The sequence below is a fragment of the SAR324 cluster bacterium genome (assembly GCA_015232315.1).
Taxonomy (GTDB): domain Bacteria; phylum SAR324; class SAR324; order SAR324; family NAC60-12; genus JADFZZ01.
Map to the genome: position 1 here is coordinate 1 of JADFZZ010000005.1, position 21217 is coordinate 21217.

Annotated in this window: 16 protein-coding genes; 7 read left to right on the forward strand and 9 right to left on the reverse strand. The window is 44.3% G+C overall.

The window, feature by feature from the left end; genetic code table 11:
* The coding region (locus HQM11_05700; GenBank protein ID MBF0350503.1) for an AAA family ATPase at positions 1-667 on the reverse strand (667 nt) is incomplete at its 3' end.
* A 303-nt stretch (positions 668-970) separates the two neighbouring features.
* Positions 971-3193 carry a methyl-accepting chemotaxis protein gene (locus tag HQM11_05705; protein ID MBF0350504.1) on the reverse strand — a complete coding sequence of 741 codons (2223 nt, stop codon included), beginning with the start codon at positions 3191-3193 and terminating at the stop codon, positions 971-973.
* A gap of 537 nt (positions 3194-3730) precedes the next feature.
* Here HQM11_05705 and HQM11_05710 point away from each other — a divergent pair.
* From HQM11_05710 to HQM11_05725, 4 genes are read left to right on the forward strand one after another with little or no spacing between them, the layout of a single operon-like run.
* Positions 3731-6190, forward strand: coding sequence for a carboxypeptidase regulatory-like domain-containing protein (locus tag HQM11_05710; GenBank protein ID MBF0350505.1), 2460 nt, complete (start codon positions 3731-3733; stop codon positions 6188-6190).
* A 1-nt stretch (position 6191) separates the two neighbouring features.
* Positions 6192-6854, forward strand: a complete 663-nt coding sequence (locus HQM11_05715; GenBank protein ID MBF0350506.1) for a hypothetical protein — start codon at positions 6192-6194, stop codon at positions 6852-6854.
* Positions 6855-6866: 12 nt separating this feature from the next.
* Complete coding sequence (locus HQM11_05720) at positions 6867-8249, forward strand: hypothetical protein (GenBank protein MBF0350507.1); 1383 nt, start codon at positions 6867-6869, stop codon at positions 8247-8249.
* Positions 8250-8259: 10 nt separating this feature from the next.
* The gene (locus tag HQM11_05725) at positions 8260-9633 is read left to right on the forward strand and encodes a hypothetical protein (GenBank protein ID MBF0350508.1); all 1374 of its coding nucleotides are present in this window, start codon (positions 8260-8262) and stop codon (positions 9631-9633) included.
* A 3-nt stretch (positions 9634-9636) separates the two neighbouring features.
* Here HQM11_05725 and HQM11_05730 read toward each other — a convergent pair whose 3' ends face one another.
* Genes HQM11_05730 through HQM11_05740 form a run of 3 tightly spaced genes read right to left on the reverse strand, consistent with a single transcriptional unit; the run spans position 9637 to position 13528 of the window.
* The gene (locus tag HQM11_05730; protein ID MBF0350509.1) at positions 9637-11256 is read right to left on the reverse strand and encodes a hypothetical protein; all 1620 of its coding nucleotides are present in this window, start codon (positions 11254-11256) and stop codon (positions 9637-9639) included.
* On the reverse strand, positions 11210-12838 hold the full coding sequence (locus tag HQM11_05735) for a hypothetical protein (GenBank protein MBF0350510.1): 1629 nt from the start codon (positions 12836-12838) through the stop codon (positions 11210-11212). The genes HQM11_05730 and HQM11_05735 overlap by 47 nt, the downstream gene beginning before the upstream one ends.
* Before the next feature lie 3 nt (positions 12839-12841).
* Positions 12842-13528 carry a histidine phosphatase family protein gene (locus tag HQM11_05740; GenBank protein MBF0350511.1) on the reverse strand — a complete coding sequence of 229 codons (687 nt, stop codon included), beginning with the start codon at positions 13526-13528 and terminating at the stop codon, positions 12842-12844.
* Positions 13529-13770: 242 nt separating this feature from the next.
* Between HQM11_05740 and HQM11_05745 the strand changes: the two genes are divergently transcribed.
* Positions 13771-14901 carry a methyl-accepting chemotaxis protein gene (locus HQM11_05745; GenBank protein MBF0350512.1) on the forward strand — a complete coding sequence of 377 codons (1131 nt, stop codon included), beginning with the start codon at positions 13771-13773 and terminating at the stop codon, positions 14899-14901.
* 10 nt (positions 14902-14911) lie between these two features.
* Positions 14912-16225, forward strand: a complete 1314-nt coding sequence (locus tag HQM11_05750) for an O-antigen ligase family protein (GenBank protein ID MBF0350513.1) — start codon at positions 14912-14914, stop codon at positions 16223-16225.
* On the opposite strand, the gene HQM11_05755 is transcribed toward HQM11_05750, so the two are convergent.
* Positions 16201-17268 carry a DUF58 domain-containing protein gene (locus HQM11_05755; GenBank protein MBF0350514.1) on the reverse strand — a complete coding sequence of 356 codons (1068 nt, stop codon included), beginning with the start codon at positions 17266-17268 and terminating at the stop codon, positions 16201-16203. The genes HQM11_05750 and HQM11_05755 overlap by 25 nt on opposite strands.
* Positions 17249-17848 carry an HD domain-containing protein gene (locus tag HQM11_05760; protein MBF0350515.1) on the reverse strand — a complete coding sequence of 200 codons (600 nt, stop codon included), beginning with the start codon at positions 17846-17848 and terminating at the stop codon, positions 17249-17251. Before HQM11_05760 ends, HQM11_05755 begins: the two co-directional genes overlap by 20 nt.
* Positions 17849-17966: 118 nt before the next feature.
* Here HQM11_05760 and HQM11_05765 point away from each other — a divergent pair, with 118 nt between their 5' ends.
* Positions 17967-18158, forward strand: coding sequence for a hypothetical protein (locus tag HQM11_05765; protein MBF0350516.1), 192 nt, complete (start codon positions 17967-17969; stop codon positions 18156-18158).
* A gap of 66 nt (positions 18159-18224) precedes the next feature.
* On the opposite strand, the gene HQM11_05770 is transcribed toward HQM11_05765, so the two are convergent.
* The gene (locus HQM11_05770) at positions 18225-19421 is read right to left on the reverse strand and encodes a hypothetical protein (GenBank protein MBF0350517.1); all 1197 of its coding nucleotides are present in this window, start codon (positions 19419-19421) and stop codon (positions 18225-18227) included.
* A gap of 35 nt (positions 19422-19456) precedes the next feature.
* Positions 19457-21019, reverse strand: a complete 1563-nt coding sequence (locus HQM11_05775; protein MBF0350518.1) for a hypothetical protein — start codon at positions 21017-21019, stop codon at positions 19457-19459.
* Positions 21020-21217: the final 198 nt, after the last annotated feature.

Below are 21217 nucleotides of genomic sequence, written 5' to 3' on the forward strand. Positions count from 1 at the left end.
AGACGCCGGTGATGAACAGACGTTTGAGTCCGGAACCACTGTGACTGGTGCCTTCCTTGAGAACCGTGAAAAAATTCCGGAAAAAACCTTCTCCATGCGTGAGGGAATGATAGGCCTGTGTTCCGGCGGTGGAGAGGATGGTATTGGCAAAATTGTCGTATTCATCAATGATGACATACACCGGCAAATTCAGTTTATTGCATGTCTGAAGTATCCGGTTGAGACGGGAAACGAAGCCGGAAATTTCCTGGATTTCCCGCATCGAATCTTCGGTGAAACAGGAAGTGTAGCTCCTTAAAAACCAGTTGAGAACACCAATCCCATATTCCTCAAAACTTTGCTCAACCCATTCCATATCGGCCCTGACCGCGGAAAAATTGAATTTGAGAATCAGATAGGAATTCCGTTCTTCCGTGGGATGTTCCCCAACCCAGAGTCCGTTGAAAAACTTCTCGAATTGGTCTTTTTTGGCAATGTCGTAATACGTTTCCAGAATCGAGGCCCACAACGACTTGCCGAACCGGCGGGGACGGATGAAAAACAGATAGCGATTTTGTTCAAGAACGGGAATGAATCGGGTTTTGTCAACGTAATAGTCATTTTTTTGACGGATATCTTCAAAGTCAGACGCACCGTAAGCGATATTGCGAACACCGGGTTTGAGCATGAAACCTCCTGATCAGCATGATAATGGTTCAATACTCTTCTTGTAACCCTGACACCCGAACAGTGCAAGCGGTGAGACTCTGTTCCGGTATCACCGTGAACGCGATCAAAGCACTAGCGTTTACAGATCCCAGGTTGCGCCGAGGGAGATCTGCTGAACTCCTTTTTTGAGTTGAAGCAGGCAGGCCGGAAAGCGTTGAATACGGAATAAGCTGATACCTCGGAACGGCTGATCATTTCGAACCAGCATGCATCAGATCTGATGCCCTGGAAAGATGGGCCGCGGTGCTATCTGATGGAACGATTATTCAACTTTGAAGGTTTCGATAAACTGTTGGAGTTCCCGTGATAAATCAGCCAGAGACTTTGAATTATCCTGAATTTGTGAGGCTTCAGCATCAACATTTCCTGTGGATTGGCGAATGCTTTGAATGGAACTATTGACAGAGGCAACCCCCTCAGCGGTGTTGGCTGAGGCCCTGGCAACTTCCCTCACGCCACGGTCGCCCTCTGTCACATTGCGGGCAACTTCACGGGATGCCTGGGAGGCTTCCGCAATGGATCGGGCGATTTCACGCAAACCCTGATCTGATTCGTGCACATGCAACACCGCTTCCTTACTGGCTCCGGCAATCATGTCAACGGATTTTGAGATTTCGGTTGCTTCCTTGCTCTGGAGTGACACAACCTGGCTTATTTTCTGGTTCAGTTCAGACAAAGTATGGATGATTTGATTCACATTTTCTGTATGACTGAGCATGTCCTGTGTTTGTTGCTGAATCAACAGCATGTGTTCACCGACATCGTTGTTCGCTTCAGCGGTTTGCCGTGCCAGTTCCTTCACTTCTGAAGCGACAACCGCAAATCCTTTTCCCATATCTCCGGCACTGGCGGCTTCGATGGTGGCATTGAGTGCCAGCATGTTGGTTTGCTCGGCAATGCCTTGAATCGTTTTGACTATTCCTGAAATAGTTTTGGTAGTCTGCCCCAACTCACTCATGGCTTTTAAGTTTTGTTCCGCGCTATGACTGGCATTTGTGGAAATGGTTCGAGCCTCAATGGCGTTCTGACTGGTTTCATGCATGTTGATCGAAACGTTTTCCATCGATTTTGAAACATGCTGAATATTTTGGGCTATCTGGTCAATATTTTGTAAAAAACCTTTGGTATTGGCCGAAGCTTCTTCTGTCGCCGACGCAATCGTGTTGATATTTGCGCTTAATTCTTCAACCGCGGCTGAAATGGAAGTGATGGATGAGGATGTTTCTTCAGTCGCTGCGGCCACCTGATTGACATTCCGGGTTAAAATATCTGAAGACTGAGATATGGAATCCACCTGTGTTTTTACAGATTCAGAGCCTTCCGCGATATGTCCTGAACTATGAGCCAGGGACACCGCCATTTCGTTCAAATGACGAGACTGTTTGGCAATGGTATGGATGATATTCTGAATTTCATCCATCAGCATGTTGAAGCCTCTTCCCAATTTCCCGATTTCATCATTGGATTTCACATTCATCCGGTGTGTGAAATCTTTGCTTCCATCCGCAATGAATTGAATTTCTTCAATGAATTGAGTCAAGGGCTGCATGATTCTGTTCAGCATCCAACCCAGAATCAACATCGTGACTATGATCAACCCCAAAGAAAATAACAGAGAAGAACGGATCTGACGTGTGATGAGTTCATAAGCATCCGATTTATGCATTTCAACATTAAGAATCCACGGATATTTTTCGTCATACAGATAAAACGCGAAAATGGACTCACCCGTTTCATCCACTTCTTCGGTAAAAACGCGACCTTTTTTCAAAACCGCCTTCATTCCCTCATTCAATTTACCATCAACCAGATCATCCACATTATTGACAATATGCGTTCCGTCAAGGGTGGTCATGAAAATATTGCCGCTCGTTCCCAGTTCAAAATTTTGCTGAAGCAACTCATGTTGAAAAGCAATCACAACCTCAGTCACGATGACTCCCAGCGTTTTGTTGTTTTTATCTTTAACAGGATGCATGGCCAATTGATGAAAATGATCTTTCTCCTTGAAGCCGAAAAAATCTGTGATCACAGGTTCTGTCAAGGCTTTCCTGAAATAATGCGACTCGGAAATCGCCTGTCCCAGATGAGAAGCCGTTGCAGTTCCATGCGGAGGACTCAAAATAATTTTCCCATTGGTGTCGGCGAGGAAAACATGGTGCAGTTCGCCCCAGAAACTTTCCTGATAATGCAACACGGAGTTGAAGGTCGTTTTTTGATAAGGTTCCTGATCTCTGGCAAGATCCGGTGTATCCAGATACGCAATCACCGCGGGATTCCGGCTGAGGGCCCCCAGATTCTTGAGAATGGTCTGGAGATGGTCGTCAAGAGAGGTTTGTTTGAGTTGTGCAATGCTCTGAATGTGCTGAAGAAGATTGGCTTCCGTCTGCTCAATGGTAGAGATGGTGTTATACGTTCCCGGGACCAAAATCAGAATCAAACCCGCAATCAGAAAAAAAAGCTGGAATTTACGTTTCAAGGTCATAATCCCCCCTCTCTGTTATATGATTTACTCAAGAGTTGTAAGTTTTCAGTTATCAGTCTTCAGCTTTTTGTAAGTCATTGAAATTAAAAATTTCCTAAACATCAAACTTTCAAAGAAACTTTTAGGCTTATATAAAAAATCATAATAATTTCAATAAATTAAAAAAACTGAGAACTGAAAGCTGAGAACTGAAAGCTGAGAACTGAAAGCTGAGAACTTACCACTGTCGAGTGATTTATAAGCACATTCGGATGAAGGGCGCACTGTATTCTGATGTCACAATAAAACAATTCAAAAAATACCAATGTTTGTTATGGAAATAGAGTCATTTGATTTTCTTTGCAGAAATGAGATGAAGCAGCCAATGATGCGGTAAACATCTTGTATCCTGCATAAAAAAATCTCGTCTGCCAGATTGCGCATTGAACATGACATTCTGGCCTGTGTTCTGTAAATATCTTTGACAAAACACTATTTTATTTTGTATAGGCCAAAGACGTTTCGAGAATTTTCTCAATCTTTTTTACAGGGAACCTTATGAACTGGTTATGGAGAACAACATTTGCCGGAATATTGCTGGTGTTATTTTTTCTGTCCTCTTGTGACAAGATCAATATGGGAGAAATGAAAGTTTCTCAACAGGAAACCTCGATTGAACTGACGGACAGTGAAGTTTCCGCTCAAAAAGAAATTTATCTGCAAGATGAATCAGCAGGAATCATTCAGGGGATGATTCAGGATTTTCAAACAGGAAAACCGATCGGTCAGGCCAGTGTCAGTGTCAATGCTAACGGAAAAACTTTTTCCGACAAAACACAGGACGACGGCACCTTTTCTCTAAAGGTGCAGGATATCGCCCCGATGGATGGTGTTACACTGCATGTCGCCAAAGAGGGCTATGCGACATCCAGTCGATCTATTGTTTTTGAACAACAAAATCTTATGTATGAAGTCGGAACAATCCCGGTAATGCCGGCTGAGTCGGTGAGTGCGGCAGCGTCTGCATCAGCAACAACAGCAACCACATCTGGAACAGCAACAACTGCGGCGCAAGCACAAAACACGCGAACCATTACTGGACGAATCCTCAATAATTTCTCTTCAGAGGGTCTTGCGGGCGTTCAGATCGTGGTGGAGGATTCGGCACAGGAACATAAGGTGGCGCTGTCAGATGCCAAGGGTGAATTCAGTTTGTCAGGAGAAAAATTCAATATTGGAAATTCCTACAACCTGAAACTGTCAAAATCCGGTTACGTGTCCAGAAGTGATGTGTCTGTGACCATCCGTGAGGCCAACAACCAGATTGATAATACGCCAATTCATCTGTATCGGGCCGTGGGAACGATCACAGGCAAGGTAGAAAATGACACAACCGGCAAACCTCTGGTCGATGCCGTTGTCACCGCCAAGGACAGTCAGGGCAATGAAATCGTGATCCGTACAGACGAACTGGGCGCCTTTGTGCTGGAAAGCCAGCACTTTCAACTGGAACAACTCTATACGGTCACAATCACGAAAACGGATTATCAGCCCTTTGAAACCCGTGTCTTTATTTCTGTTCCGTCTGCCAATCCGATTCCCGGGGAAATAGTACAACTTAAAATAGATGCCAGCATCTCTACCAGAGTGATCAATCAGGAAACTGGCCAGCCTGTTTCAGGAGTCAAGGTTCAGACGGTTGACTCCTATGGCAGAAAAATTCAGGCTGAAACGGATACTTCAGGGAATCTGGTGCTTGGGAGTTCAGGATTTCTGAGAGACCAGAAATACAAACTTGAACTCAGAAAAGAAAATTACATTTTTAAAACCATTGAATCACAACCCTTACAGGCCGGCATCAATACCATCCGTGAGATCCCTTTGCTGGAGCCACCGATTGGCACCGTTAGCATCACCGGAAAAGTCCTGGACTACTGGAAACAGGACAATCAAATCAATAATCCAGCCCTTGCTGACGCATTGATTCAGATTCAGGATGATGAAGGTCTGGCTCGCACAGCTTTCACCAATGACCAAGGAGAATTCACTGTCAATGGTAAATTTTCCCGATATCAGGATTATGTACTGAAGATTTCCAAAGATGGTTATTCCGGACAAACGCATAAAGACTGGCAGGAAGCGTCAGTCAAAATTACAGGAGAACAGGTTTCCGCAGGGACGCAATTGCTGTATCCGTTGGGCCTGTTTGTGAAACTGAAGCGTTCGTCCGACAGTTTGCCAATTTTCCGGAATTTTCTGTTTGATCTGAAACAGACCCATGAAAAATTTCTGACAGGCAAACCCGGATTCACACTTTCAGGAAGAAGTACGACCAATAAAAACTCGGCTGATACGTTTTATGTCCATATTGATGAACCTGATTTTCCAGAAACCTTACCCTTAGGTAGCAAACACTCCAATTATCTGGCCGTCAACGGAAGCTCACGAAAAGGGGTACTCGCTGAAAGTTTGGGAACAGACTCAAGGGTGGCAAAGTGGAATTTGAAAACCTATGTCATGTATCATTTTTTCGCGTCCACTGTGGGCAACTACACCTTTGTGCTGGAGGGAACACCAGACACCCGACTGGAACTGTATGACCGGGATAATCAGAAACTCTATCAGGTGAATGGTCATAGCGGTGTGTATCATATTCGAACGCCTGGATGGAACGTGCTTGTCGTACAACCAGCCAACAACAACTCTTACGGTTTCTTTGACATTCGTGTTACAGGCCCCTCACTTGAAAACAACCTGGGACCACTTCCTCAGACATGGCTGGTTTCCGACATTTCCAAAGGGAGCGTGTTGTCCTGGTATAGTGATGTGGATAAAAAAATGTATGTGGCGGCGTTTGACGAACCCGGGTCCTCGGGAGAAGTCACTATCAGCCATTTGGGAGCCATTGGCGAGATTGTTCGCGGCAGTAGTTTCACGGGTGTGATGCGAGCAGTGGAAAACTCAGGATTGACCGTTGAAATTCAAAAAGGATACTTTAACATCTTACGCGGTGAATGATATGACCGGAAAAATTTTTTGGATACAGACAGTGGCCCTGCTAATTGTGGGAGTCATATTTCAGCAAGTGCCTGCGCATGCGGCACCTGAACAGTTGGCACAGGGGGAATTCAGGTTTCAATTGGGGGATCAATCTTACCAGATGTCCAATGTTCAGGCGGTGATTGATCGAAAGAGCAAGATCGCCATCATGATTGGCCTGGATGATCGTGAGCAAAAAACCAAGGTTCTCCTGACGATTTCGGGGGAAGATCCCTCCAGTGAATTGCATTTGAACACCGAGTTTAACGCATTGTCTCTGTCAATGACCTCTGAAAACTATAAGGTTTCCATCATTCCTGCCAGGCAGTTGGCACCAACCTCCGAAATGCAGTATACCTCCAGACAGGCGAATACCGGGCAGTTTGTTCGTCAGCAGGCACGTTGGGTTTCCATGTCACGGAAACAGCGTCTTGCGACCGGAGAAGGCGTGATTCACAATGAAAAACTGGATGGAACCATTCTCTATGTCAATTTAAAGCCGGTTGTGAAAGATCATGAAATAGTTGAATTTCTTGGTACATTTTCCGGCGTTGTAAAAAATGGTCAGTCTGACCAAAATGATGAAAACGCGACCACACTTTCTAACGGAGAATTCCGGGTTGCTGTTCAAACAGGCAAATAATCAAGGGGGATTATGCGTTACAGATTATGGATCATGTTAGTTTGCGTTTTGATGACCGGCACCTTCTCTCAAGGATGGGCTTACACCTATAAATCTCATGAAAATATCTCGGAAGACGCCTTCCTGTTTATGGAATCCCACGGCTCAAACCAGATGCGTTGGGCCGCTGATTATATGAAAGCTAAAGCCGGGGGGCGTTATACAGGTGTTTGTCTGAACAAGACCAACAAACCTGATGACATTGCGGAAGGCACCGCGCTGACAGAGTGTGGTGCCATTGGCATTGCCCGAGTTGGCGGCATCAACCCCGATTATTTTACAGATGCGTTCTGGGACGATCTCACCGCGTTCAACTGGAATTATCCCAACCCGTTTCTCAAAAACAACTTCACCTCATGGTTTCATTTTATCAACCTGATTCCGGGCAAAGCTGACGCGGGACATCCGATCAAGAATAATGTTTATAATGATTATGATGGTTATTCCTACCAGGCAACTTACGGGTTTCCTGATACTGGAATTGATTATGCGGTGGCGGCCATGATGAACAACGCGCAGATGAGCATTGATCTGCCTAATTGCACACATCATATTTGTTCTGAAAAATATTCAATTGTGCCCAATGGCAATCCCGCGACAGATTATAAACAAAATGGATCCACAACGCCGTTGGGGGCACCCAGTAATAATGAGATGAAAACAGGGACCGCCAAACGGACTAATTATAACTGTTTCAGCGATATGGCGTTTCATAACTGTCCAGACAATGGTGCCAAACTCAATAATAAGGATGATTACTACCAAATTCCCAATACCGATTCTGATCCCTGGTTGGCTTATGGCTATGAAGACTGGGTGATTTATGAGCCTGCGGATAACGCCTCCACGTTTTATTACAATGAATTTTTTCTGGAAGGTGGCGCCAGTCGGAACAGCAGTTTGCAAACCTCGGCAATCGCCAACCGTTACTACACCCTCACGGGGCCGGAATTGCTCTATTTGGCAGTAACATCCCATTGGGCGGGTGATGTCACCCATCCCGCGCATATCTGGAGTACCATCGGATATAACCACGGGGAATATGAAGAATGGTCTGATGAACATTATGGGACTCGTGTTTTGGGTGGGCATAACAGTAATAATTTTGAAAATTATGAAGAAGCTGTCGCATTTATGGAACAACGCCAAAATCGGGATGAAGCGACAATCGAACAGATTTTTATGGAACAGGCGTTTTTCACCTACCATATTCGCATGCGCAGTGGCTATGACGTCATGACCAGCACCAATGACGCAACCCGTACCCGGCTTGGCAAATGGTCCATCAACAATGCCATTGCCATGGTGTCTGTTATTTTTGAAAAAGGGGTTCTGGATTTGAGAAAGTACAAATAGGTCACACTAAATGCTTGAACACATTCCCTCCAGTCCACCAATTTCATGGGTAAAACTTCCTTCCAGCCGGTTTGAACCGGCTTGTTCATCCGTCGGATATATCCTTCATCGAGTCGTCCTTCTCCTGTTTCTGGGGGGAATGACGACGGCCATTGTTTCAGCCAACAATAATCTGACTTCAAGTATGGTGTACCAATTTGATGGTGGACAACTGTCAAAAAGTACGTTTTTTCTACTGAGCCAAACGGAATTTGAAAAAATCCCTGATCCTGTGAAAATTGTTGACACCCTGGAATTTCGAGAAGCACAAGGTTTGCTTGCCACCAGACATGGCTTAAAAACAGATCCCCGTTATTCCTGGTTTTTATTGAGGAAACGCAGAGGACGGATGGCGAATGAGGCACATCTGGCATGGAAACGTCATACAGGTGGAAATCAGAGTTTTTCTTATGAAGCCATCTGGAAAGCGTTTGCAGTTCAGGTTGATTTAACTTCGGTCAGCGCCAGCATTGAAAAACTGGTCAACAGAGATCCGCATCTACCCCGTTTGACAACGGACCCAGGGCAGGTAAATGTGGGACACTGGGCAGAGGGCGACATCACTCTGGCAATGCTCAAGCTGGAGATGCTGGATGAAGACTGGACGCGTATGCTTGTTTTTTCGGAACCTGTGCGTCAGCAAGCCTTGCTCGAAGCCCTGAAATATTGGACTCACACAATGTTGAGCAAAAAAGTTGTGGCTGATTTTGGTGCGGTTAAAGAAGAACTGGAACGTCAGGATCACAATCGTGTCGCGGAACTTTTTCTGTTATCACGCTATCGCCAGGGAGGAAAAGGGATCTATCCTGTGGATCCCCTGCATGTAAAATTCACACGAACACAACTGTTTGATCATTATATGGCAACAAGATCCCGCTTCCGGCAAATCCTTCAGTTGAACGCCCGCTACACGGTGGTCAAAGATTGGGATATCGCTACGGAGTTTATTGAAAAACTGGAAGAAGGACAGGACTTTAAAAAATTAGCGGAATCCTCTGCTGTCAATGAAAAATTCATTCAAACCGCTGATATTCATGTGTTGCCACCCATTCCCGCCAAATCCACATCATCCAATGCCAAACCAACCATTGAGGATATGGTGTGGGAGATTGCCCGATCGGGTGATAAAGAAATATCTGTTCATCCCCTGGACAATGGATATCTCATTGCTCAGGTCATTGATATGCGTGAAATTGACGCGGTTCAACAATTTCAGGATGTTCAGAGCATCATATCACTGGATCTGGAAAAACAATTGCTGACCAAACAATACCCCAGGGATCTTCAACAAATCCGCCGCACCATGCATTTTGAACACATTCCCCCTGCGGAATTATCCCGATGATTCTCAGAAAGTCAGTGCCAGGCTGGTTCCTGTTTTTGGAAACCATTCTCCGGAATGTTTTTCTGTGCGGATCTGTCCTGATTCACTTTGAAAATATTCCGCGCTCACAAACAAATGAAGACTCAGATCATAGCCCAAGGGAACATCCGCGTAAAACGCCTGAGTCCATGAAGACGATTTAAATTTAAATCCATGCGTTTCTTCATAGGGCAAATCTTGTTCATACGGACTAGGTTCACGCGAAAAATCCAGGTTTGTGTAGATCAAACTGTACATTGGTTTCCAGGTATCCAGAAAATGAAACAGAATATTCATCCTGGCAGTTTTCAGTCGTGTCAGAAACTCAAATTGTCGTGCCTGAAGGTCCAGTTTTTCAGCTACAAGCGCGGGTGAATCCTCATCCGAAATAAATATTTCCTCCTTTTTGTCTTCGCCTGAACCGAAATACAAATCCATCTTGAACAATCGATTGTGGTAAAATATCCCGTATCGCTCAACACTCATGCGATGCGCAAAAAAGAGGTGTTTATGTCGTACCGCATATTGAATTTGCGGCAAAGACACATCAATGGAGTAAGAGCCATAATCCAGACCGCCACCAATATGCATGATTTCTGTCATGCGGCCATCATGAGGTCCCAACTCCCGTTCAGACCATTTGAAACGTTCTTCCCCAATGAGTAGTCGGGAAATGTCATACATGAAGGAAAAATGCGCATAATCGGCCTTGAGGCGATAATAAAACTGTGTTTGCGGTTCTTCATGCAGACTATAAGGCATCGGCGCGCTTCCGGTAATGAAAATTCGCTGAAATCCAAAGGGGCCAGCGGAAAGTTCACTGGACAATACCGGAGTGAAGTTATTTACCCTGTTGCTGGAGGCTCCATAACGAGAGCCTGCGTTGAACCATAACCCGAGAATGGTGTCATTTTTATAAACCTGGGGAACCGGATAGAATTTCTGATTTTTTTCATAACGGGACATTATTTGATGTCCCTCCATCAGATGGTCCAGTTCCTTTTTAATCAATAGTGGTTCTCCCAATAATTGCTGTGGGTAAATTGTTTGATGAGAATCGCCGGTCTCATAACGACAATGGCTGAAGGGATAAGGATGTAAAAATTGAAAATTGGCGGAGATTCCTTTTTCCAGTATTATTTCATTCGGCTGAGTCACCTTGGTCAGCTTCCAGATGTTGCTTTTTTCAATCACGGTTTCTTCCCCTTTGGGCGTCAGGAATGAGATTTTGTCTTCAGAAAAATCAACGGCCCATCCTTCCACAAGATCCACAATCTGGTTGCGAAACAAGGTCTGGATTTGAATCATTGGCACTTCAGCGGCATTATGTATTTTGGAAACCGGGATCAAACCAATGGGATAATAAGCCAGATAGGTGATTTCATAACGGGAAATATTTCTGATGTCGCCCTGAATGGTCAGCAAATCAATGGATTCTTCATCCACATTCAGAATGATTCCTACTTCACGCTGGCAACTGCCGAAATAGACCGCATTGAGATTGATCGCATGAGTCATTCGTGCCGCACCCGCAAAAAACAGGACGCACAGCAGAATTTTATAGAAAAAATGAAACTGCGGCCATGAGGGAGTATGGTGCTTCATCAAAAGTGCCTTTCTTCTGGTTGAATTGGTAACTGTAATGTCTTAAAAAATAGTTCAGATATCCAGTCAGTGTCACATAATTGCCAAAACGATGTTGCAAATATGCGGAGGTTGTCAAGTTGCTGAAGGTGATGGAGTTTCGTGCTTCTGGAAATTCATCATGGTACGTGCCTGTTAAGCCGATTTGATCCATGCCCCAGTGAATTTCTTCATTCAATTCCCAGTCAAATCCGGCTCTTACAAATTGTGCTTCCAATGAAAATTTTTCCAGGGACTGCGACAAGGCAATGGATTCTGGAGAAATCAGATTAAAATCCTGAAATTCATGCGAGTGAATGAGTTGAATATTTTCACGACCGGGCGATTTGACATCATTGGTGATGAGCGACATGATGCCTCTGAACTTCAGTGTTTCCCGCGTATGTTGCAATCGAAACACAGGTGCGGCCTGAGTTGCCAGAACTTCCCGGAAAATATCATTGCCATGGATTCCAATCACAGGATAAAAGCCACCGCCTGAAAAAGACCAGGCACCCCAGTCAACGCCTGTCATGGCCATATAATTGAATTGAGGCAGAATCGCTATTTTCTTTTCCGAGGATTGCTTCAGAAATTCCTGAAAAAATAGTCGGTTATCAATCATGAAGCCTTTGCCGATTTGCATCGCAATCGGATTTCCCGCAAAAAATCCATTGAAAAAATGGGACTTCACTTCAGTACGAACCGCAAACACAGCTTCCGCATTGGGTAGCCATTCCAATGGTTTGGTTCCAAGAACAAACAGGCTTTGATGAGAATAGGGGCGACCATTGGACCATTGAAAATAAAAGGGTGGGCCAACTCGAAGTTCCTGATTTTTGAGATCCTGCAAATAAACCAGGCCCAGTTGTGTGGCTGTGTCATATAAAAAAGGTCGGGCATAGAAGCGGGTGCGCTGTTGAAAGCGCTCCAGTTCCTCAAAGCCTTTCTGGAATCGGGACAGGAACTGGCTGATTTTAATTTGGTCACTGATCATTCGGGTCGGGCGGGTTTCCGCATCATGTTCAGGGTGCTGTGCGGCGCATTCAGGCAGATTCCGGCCAACTCCCAGGTGGACAGATTCATAGTTTGAAACCGTCACCGGAGATTGAGGGATGATTTCCGGTGTGCTGATTTTAACAATTTTCTGTATATCCATAAAAAAAGTTTTTCCTTCCAGATCATAAAACACGACCCAGTTTTCAATGAAGCGAATAGGCCATCCTGTAAAATTGGCTTTTTGATCTCCATTGATACTGACACTTCTCAAAAAATCAGCGGCACCACCGGATAAATCAATTTGTGAGACAGGATTGGAAATCAGATTATAGATGAGCACATGATTCAATTCATGGGCCGGAAGTGTGTCATAGCGCCCTTCCAGGGTCAGCAGATGAATCGTCTGATCATCCACATTGATGATATGACCACTTTTGGCATGGCAGGATTTATCAATCAGGGAATAAATCTCAATGGCCTGACTCAGTCGCGGATGTAAAAAACAGCCGAAGGCCAGATAGAAAAGAACAGAATTAACAAAAATTCGCTGAACTGAACGTGACATGAGTTATTCCTGATACAATTTGGATAGTGGCATAGCACCGGATTGCCCGCGCCATGCCCAGTGAAAATTTTCTCCGGAATTCCAGCAGAACAACCCTTCCAGCATCCAGGGCCACATTTCAGGAGAGAGGGTTGTGATTCCCGATAAATAATATGCCAGACAGGAAATCACGGTGTCATGAGTGATATAAATGTTAAGTTCTCTGGCGTTTTTTGCCGGAGGACATTGACTGATTATGCGTGGAACACCTTGTGAGAGTGGAATGACACCGGGAATGAGTTCACCTTGTAATTGCAGATTGATCAAGCCCAGCGGACCCACTTCAAGAAATATTGTTCCCGCTTGCCTGATATTTTCCACAAACGCACCCGGTTCCTTGAGAATCGGCAAGGGAATGACATCGGTTTTCAAGCCAAGGGTTTCCATGATAATGCGTCCTGTTTCCATACAACGCCCCATGGAACTGGAATAAATCCCGGAAACTGAAAAAGGTAGCGTTTGTGCCCAGTTCCGCACCATTTCAATTCCTTCCGGTGTTAATGGAATGGCGGCGCCGGAGGTTCGTTCCGGGATTGCGTAGCGGGTTGAATGTCTGAGGAACAGAGAAGCGCCGGTATCCACGGGAACAAGATTCATGGAGGTTTCCATCAATGGATGGGGAGAGGTGTTAAAAATCATCCATTCTTCCATGCGTTCTCCGATCTAATGAATTTTTTGATTGACTCAATCCAATATTCAAAGCCGCAAATTATATATCCAATTTAGGGGCGGGGTTCAAGGTAACATTTCATGGCAAGAGGTTTTTTAGAATTGCAAAAAACCACTTGTTCTGTGAGATCCATCACGTTACATACCATTGTAGAACAGGTTTGTTTTTTGCAGGAGCATCCGCATAAACCCTACAACATTGTGTTTCTTTTCCGGGAGTGTTCATGAAAATTCGAATAATGCTGGGAGTCGCGTTATTAATTCAAACTTTGATTCTGTGTTTTTCCTTCATTCTCTGGGAAAATATTCAACCTGTTGACGATGGCTTTGTTTTAACCCTGTCCATGCTGATATTTTTGATGGGAATTTTGATGACTTTGATTTTATTGGTATTGTTTCTCTTGTTTGTAGGAACGTTCATTCCATTGATGCGGAGTCTTCAAAGTGCGGCCAATTTTGATTTTTCAATCCCGGTTCCTGGAGAAAGCCAGCATGAATTAGGTCTGATCGGCAAAGAACTCAACCAGTTGATTTCCGGTTCATCTCGTTTGCAGACACATCTCAAGGATCATCATACCATGCTCAAAACAAACAATGTCAGTTTGAGTAATCTGATTCAAAGACTACAGGACATTGCTGGAAAAACCCTGAAAGATCTAAAATCTTTTGAACATCATGCCAAGTTGACCATCCATGAAATTCAGCACCGTACCCAGAAAAACCAGGATTTTGATAACCTGCTGGAAGATCTCGGGGAAAAAATGTGCAACATTCAGGAGGAAATACAAAGTGGACTAAAATCAAATCAGGAAGATATCAAAAACCTGAATGTTGTCAGTGGACAATCCGATTCCATCGAACGCAGTACCAAGCAAATCATGGAATTGGTGAATCAGACCGCAACCCTGGCATTGAATGCCGCAATTGAAGCGTCCAAAGCCGGCGAGCATGGAAAAGGATTTGCCGTGGTTGCTGAGGAGATGCGCAATATTGCCAATAAAATCAAAAATTTCGCTCATGACATTAAAACACAGAGTAACCAGATCAATGACAGTGTTGTGGTCGCTGAGGAAACATTGAAAAAAACAAGGACAATTCTCGTACACATTGACACCATTTCCAAAACTGGAAAAGAAACGGTGGAACACCTTCAAGCCATGATTGATAAAATGGAACATCAGGTTTCTGATATTGAGCGTCAAATGGGCAGTTTTTCAGAACGCTCCCACGACCGTGTTCAAAGCTTCAAGGAACTGGACGAAATAGCTTATGAACAAATGCGGATTTTTAAGAAACTGGAAGAAATCACCCTTCAATTTGCCAAACTGAATATTTCTGGCATTACTCACTCCTGATCTGACAGCTTTGTTGAAAACAACACCTTCCGCACTCATCCGATTTTTTCTGTATTCATTGTTTGCACTCAGCACTTTTTCCATAGCAGGGAGCAGTGCGGCCGCCATGTTGATGACGCTGGTGCTACTCTATCATATTAAATTGAATCCGGAGACGCTTCAATTCCAGCATCCTTTGACCACGCTGTTGGCGTTATGGTTTCTCTGGGAAATATTCGCCGCGTTTTTTACCCCTGCCGTGACAGACAGTCTGCTCCATTTACGGTACCAATGGCGCTTTCTGATTCCGCTGGTTGTATGGAATGCGTTTCCCTATGTGAAAAATCGAAAGGTATTGCTGATATTTGGTGTCTTTCTGATGCTTATTTCTGTTTATGGCATCATCCAGTATTATTATGGCGTTGACTGGTTGCGACCTGAAGGACGAAAGAGTATCACGCCCTACATGCCGGACAATGTGACAACAGGTGTGTTTCATGCCAAAGGGAATTTCAGTCATCACCTGACCTATGCGCATTATCTGCTGTTATCCTTCCCTGTTTTTGTTTCATTAGCTGTCAATCGTGGTCAGTCCCTCAAATTTCGTCTATTCACCCTTGTGACCGCCTGTTTGACAGGCCTGGCCATCTTGTTTTCCCTGGGTAGAAGTTCATGGATTGGCGCAATCGTGGCTCTTTGCATCCTATGTTTAAGACTTCCCAAAAAAATAATTTTGTTGATTGCGGGCGTGGGGGTTCTTGCCGTAGTGGTGCTATTGCCCGTCGCTCACCTGGGCGATTCCTTTGAAAAATATCAGCAACCGATTGAATCCGGACTCAAAGCCCGACTGGACAGCATGTTTGTCGCACGTCTTCAATCGGATCGGTTTGCCATGTGGGAGACTGGCATCATGTCGATCAAGGATCATTTCTGGTTTGGCATTGGCTGGAAAAATGACACGGTTGTGATGGACAAATATCGCCAGCAAATTACAGAAAGAAATGGACATATTTTTTGGAACAAGGCTTCGGCAGGCATTCACAACATCTATCTTCAAATGTTTGTATATCTGGGTTTTCCGGGATTACTGCTCTATCTGGGGCTGTGGGGGTGCATGTTCCGTTGGAATTATCAAAACATCCGGTTATCCCAGCCTGCTTCCTTGGAAAATGGAATTTTGTGGGGCATGTCCGCAGGCTGGATGGGATTCATGCTGGCAGGTTTTTTTGAAAATGATTTTATGGATGGAGAAACCCAGACTTTGTTGTTTATGCTGTGGGGCTGGAGTTTGTTTCTGGGCAGTGAATTACGTAAAAAATCTCAGTCCTTAGCAGAAAATAACTGAGGTTCCCGTTCGAAAAGCTCATACAAACTCACAGTGTTTTCAGGTTGTGTGAATTGACCCGCAGACAATAACTTATGCGGATGATCCGGTAAGTCTGCCAACCAAAATCCGATTTCTTCCATTGTTGTTCTGCATTGGCCATCAAATCCCCATAAATTAATTTTTTGCTGTTTTTCCAATAGAATAGACGTCAGTGAAAAAGCCCTTGATAAAAATATTTCGTAGTCTTCCAGAGTTGTCGCTTTCAAGGGATCACAATAAAAATGAAAAGTCTCATGGGCTTGGGGCCTTGTATATTCATTCAATATTATATCCAGTGACGCTGCCGTTTTTTTCCAATGGATATGCCTGACAGAATCGCCTGATTGATAGGGTTTAAGCTGAAAAAATTCATGATCGCCCAGAAGGTTGTGTTCCTGATTTTCATGGAACTCTTCTTTCATGATTGATTTAAGACGAACAGAATATCTGGCTGGCGGAATAACCAGTTCAAAATGACATGCCATTCGTTTGAATTTATCAAATAAACCAAAAGGAAATTGGGTGCGGCATTCTGCTGTGACCTGCCTGTAGATTCCTCGTGATAAAGGATTTCCGGTTAGAGAAATGGTTTGTAGCGTATCAGGAGGCAGGACCGGTAAAATATGGTTTGTGTCCCATTCAGGGATCAAAATATGAAGTCCGATGATGGGCAACGTATGATGAGAATTACGAACAGTGGCTTTTAATACAATATTTTCTCCGGAGGGCTGATATTCAGAGGCAGACAATTCAATGGAAAAATGCCTCATGACCCTTTCAGAAAGCCATCCAGAGAGGATCATTCCGTTCAGGAAAAACCCCAAAGCAATATACAGCGTATTTATTCCGGTATTGATCGCGCCAATTCCCAACAAGGTCGTGATGATCGTAAACCAGAAACCAACTTTGGTGAATTGCAGTCCTCTGTTGGTTTGAGGAAACCATAGTTTTAATTTCCACCAGCGCTTGGGATCGGACTGTTTTTGATCATGGATGGAAGGCTTATGTGTTTTCTTCCGCATTGCTTTCCTGATGAAATATTCTGAGTTGTTTTAAAAAATCATCAATGCCGGCAATTTTGTTTTCCTCACAATAATCCGTCAGCCATTCCCATTGTTTTATCAAAAAAGCATCTAACCGTGATTTTTGAGATACATTCAGTGTTTGTGCCTGCTGAATCTCATACATGAATGCTACGATATCCAGAATTTTGAGGTCTGTTTTCAAGGCCTGATTTTCGTGAACGCCAAGTCCTATTAAAAAAGTTTCCTGTATCTGATCAAGTCTGAGCCTCAGTTCCTTGTTTTTGAGTCCGGGAAGAATATCTCCGGTTGCGGATTCATGAAGATCGTGTGTTATGGCTAACACAATCAATTCATTCCTTTTTTCCTCGTCATAACCCCGAAATCTGCTCCAGTACAGTGCCAGAAACGCAGTGCAGAAACTATGCTGCCCAACGTTCCAGTTTCCAAATCCGGAAACCGTAAACGCTCTTGGAATTTTAAATAAATTCATAAGGACATCAAGATTGGGAGAATCCTGGATTTCAGATAAATATCCCTGGGGTGTCAGTATATCTAAGGGTGCAGGAGTATGGCCCATAAAGTTCCCTAAATATTACATTTATTAAAAATGAAAGTTCAAAAGATTGACATCCTGTACGCTTCATGTTCTAATAGTACCACAATGGTACAAATTAAACAATAAATGCAGGAGGCGTATGAAAAACACTAATAAGAAACATGCAATCAATCATGAAGAGATTCAACAATCGTTGGAGTCGTTTTTAAAAAAAGGTGGAAAAATTGATGTACTCCCCCCTCAACGAGTCGTTACCAGAGAAAAAGTGGGTGGTGACAAATGGGGAATGTACATTGCTCTTGAAGATATTCAACCAAATTCATGGAATTAAACATTGAAGACGGGAAGGCCTGCGGGAATTTTTTATTCCCGCAGGTTGTTTGCTATGAAGGGACAATCAGGGAGTGTTGAGCTGGTAGGTTCCAATGTATGCTGTCAGGGTTGATTTACCCATTTTAAATGGAAGAATGACACTTCCTGCGCCATTTTCATCAATGGTCACACCACTGCATGTCGCCAGGGATTCACCACCAAGACAGACATTGACAATGTCTCCAGTCTTAAGACCTGTTGTGGCAACAGAAACAGTGTAGTCTCCTGAGACGTTAAGAGTCGCCGCATTGCTGTTCACACTGACGGCCCCAACAGAAACAATCTGGACTGTTGGTGTCGATACCACATTATACGTTAACTCACGAAAACTGGTTTTGTATAAATTGGGGTTGTTCGAATAATTGACTTTAGAGGTGATATTGCCAGTATAATTCACCGTTTCCAAAATGACATAGGCATCATCTATTTTGCCATTTCCAGAAATTGTATTCGCAACCAATCGCACCATTCCATTTGAACCATTTCCTCCTTTTTTCATTCCATTTCCACCCGTTCCACCTTTGGCCGTAATCAGCCCCGTATCTGTCAGTGTGATCGAACCTGAAGCGGCAATCAATAATGCGCCACCGCCACCGCCACCGCCACCAGCCTCCTGGTTAGCCGCATAAGTAGCGCCGCCGCCGCCACTTCCACCAGTCAGTGGTTGATGATTTGGTGCTGTAAAAAGAGGACTGAGTTTGCCTTCTTTTCCCATATCACCATCTCCCTGAGACACAGGCGCAATTCCACCTGCACCAGCGCCCGGACCAAAACCATTCTTACCGGCAACACGATTATTAATACCAGTAATACCATCACCCCCGTTAAAACCACCAGGCCCACCTCGTCCGGCTAATGCGATGCCGTTAATCAGACTGCTTCCATCTGATCCGTTCAGGCGGATTGTTCCGGCAATTGTCACATCCTGTTGAACCAGTATTTGAATGGGATTGCTGTGATCAAACGAACCTGTATTGCTGTTCCAACCGTTTCCTGCTGGCGTGAACACAACAAGACAGCCTTCACCAATAGTGACAGATTCATATTGCAAAACTCCACTGCTACCAGCATCAATTTCGATTGGCCGTCCTGTACAAACATCACCTGTCTTATTCAAGATCCCGTCTTGTCCATTGCTGGAACTGCTGAACGATGTTTGGCCAAACACACTGCCGGCACATAGAAGGGACAGGCCCAAAATAGCGATTGATTTTTTATTCATAAGAAGACTCCCACTGAATGGTTGATAATCTGTCATTATTGAGAAACAATGATGTCCACACTCACACTTTGACGCAATGCGGGAGTCGTGTTAGTCACATAATATGGATTTGATGTCACCTGATTGTATTTGGAACTGGTGCTGATAGTTGGTCCCAATACAATGGAATATCTTCGATTTCCATCAGACGTATCACCTGTTCCGCTCACAGTAACATCTTGCTCAACATTCCAGTTTTGAGGTGTGAAAACCAGATTGGCAGAACTCACACTGTCCCCGGTATAAGGTTTGGAGGAAACCGCAACTGGAACCGTCACATCGACCAGTGGCTGGCTGGATAATCTTACTTTATACAGTGCTTTCCCACCACTCTCCGTGATGTTCAGACTGCTGCCAACCACGATAAAACCGGCTTTTTCAACATCAATGTTGGTTAGATCCAGATCTTTGGGATCCAAACCATTGTAACCAGTATCAGAACTGACGGCCGAGCCAATCACAATTGAATATTTTTGATCATCATCCGCCATCAGGTCACCTATCGGGGTTATGGTCAATAGCTGTTCCTGATTCCAGTTTTCAGTAGTAAAAACCATTTGTGCCGGACTGACAGTGGCTTCAGTCGTGTCACTACTGGAAAATGGAATAGTGACTGATGCTGTGGGAATTTTGGTTAATTTAATCTTAACCGAGGTAACTTTTCCTTCTGTTGTCTGTGCTTTTTCAACGGGACTGACGGACACTCCCGCGGTCTCATTGTCTTCATTAACCACGGTGATATCATCAGGATCGAGTCCATTGAATCCTGCATCGTTGCTTTGCGCCACAGACGTCAATATTTTATACTCCTGGCTACCATCACCCGCCTGATCATCAACGCCCATGACAATAACCAGTTTTTCTTTCCAGCTTTCAGTTGTGAAGGTGAGTGAAAGAGGCTCCACCTTGCCTTCAGTGTCATCAGAACTGGTCAAATTGATCACCACGTCATCCTTGGGTTGTTTGGTGAGACCAATTGTGAAGTTGGCACCGCCCCCTAATTCCGTAGTGTTACGGCTGATCGGAGAAATAACAAATCCTGCGGTAGTGTTTACAGAATTGTTATCTTCATTATCCAGATTCTTGATTTCCACATGGTTCGGTCGAATTCCGTTATAAGCTGAATCCGCGGAAACCGCATCACCAAACAGCACAGAATAAGTTTGGGTGCCATCCGCCTCTTGATCATCCACCCCTGTCACGGTCACTTTTTGCTTTTTATTCCAGTTGTCGGTTGTAAAAACCAAATTGTCCGGGCTCACTTGTCCCTCACTCAGATCGCTGGAAGATATTTTAAGAGAAACATCCGCGGTTGGTTTGTTTTTTAACTCGATTTTGAAGGTGGCCTGTTTCCCGGTTTCAGATGTCTCCCCGCTGATGGCTGTGACGGTGAAGGCGTCAGGAACCGCGGTATCCCGTTCAGTTCCTGATGTGATTATTTCCTCACTCACACTCTGTTCGCTTAAATTCACGCTCTGATCAGTTTCTGGTTTTAAACAACCTGAAAGACCTAGAGACGCGCAACATCCAGTAATGAACCACTTGTGTATACGTTTCATGAGACATCCCCCTGAAAGAATTTAAAATATGATTGTCTACCTGTTGGTATCTGTGGCGTAAAAAAAATGAAATTGCAAATTTTCGTCAGCAAAATTCCGGGTTACAAACGGTGACATGTCCATCCCTTGATGGATTTGATCAAAAATCTGCTTTAATTCAATGATTTAATGGGGCTGGAGGGACAGGTTGCGAGGGAC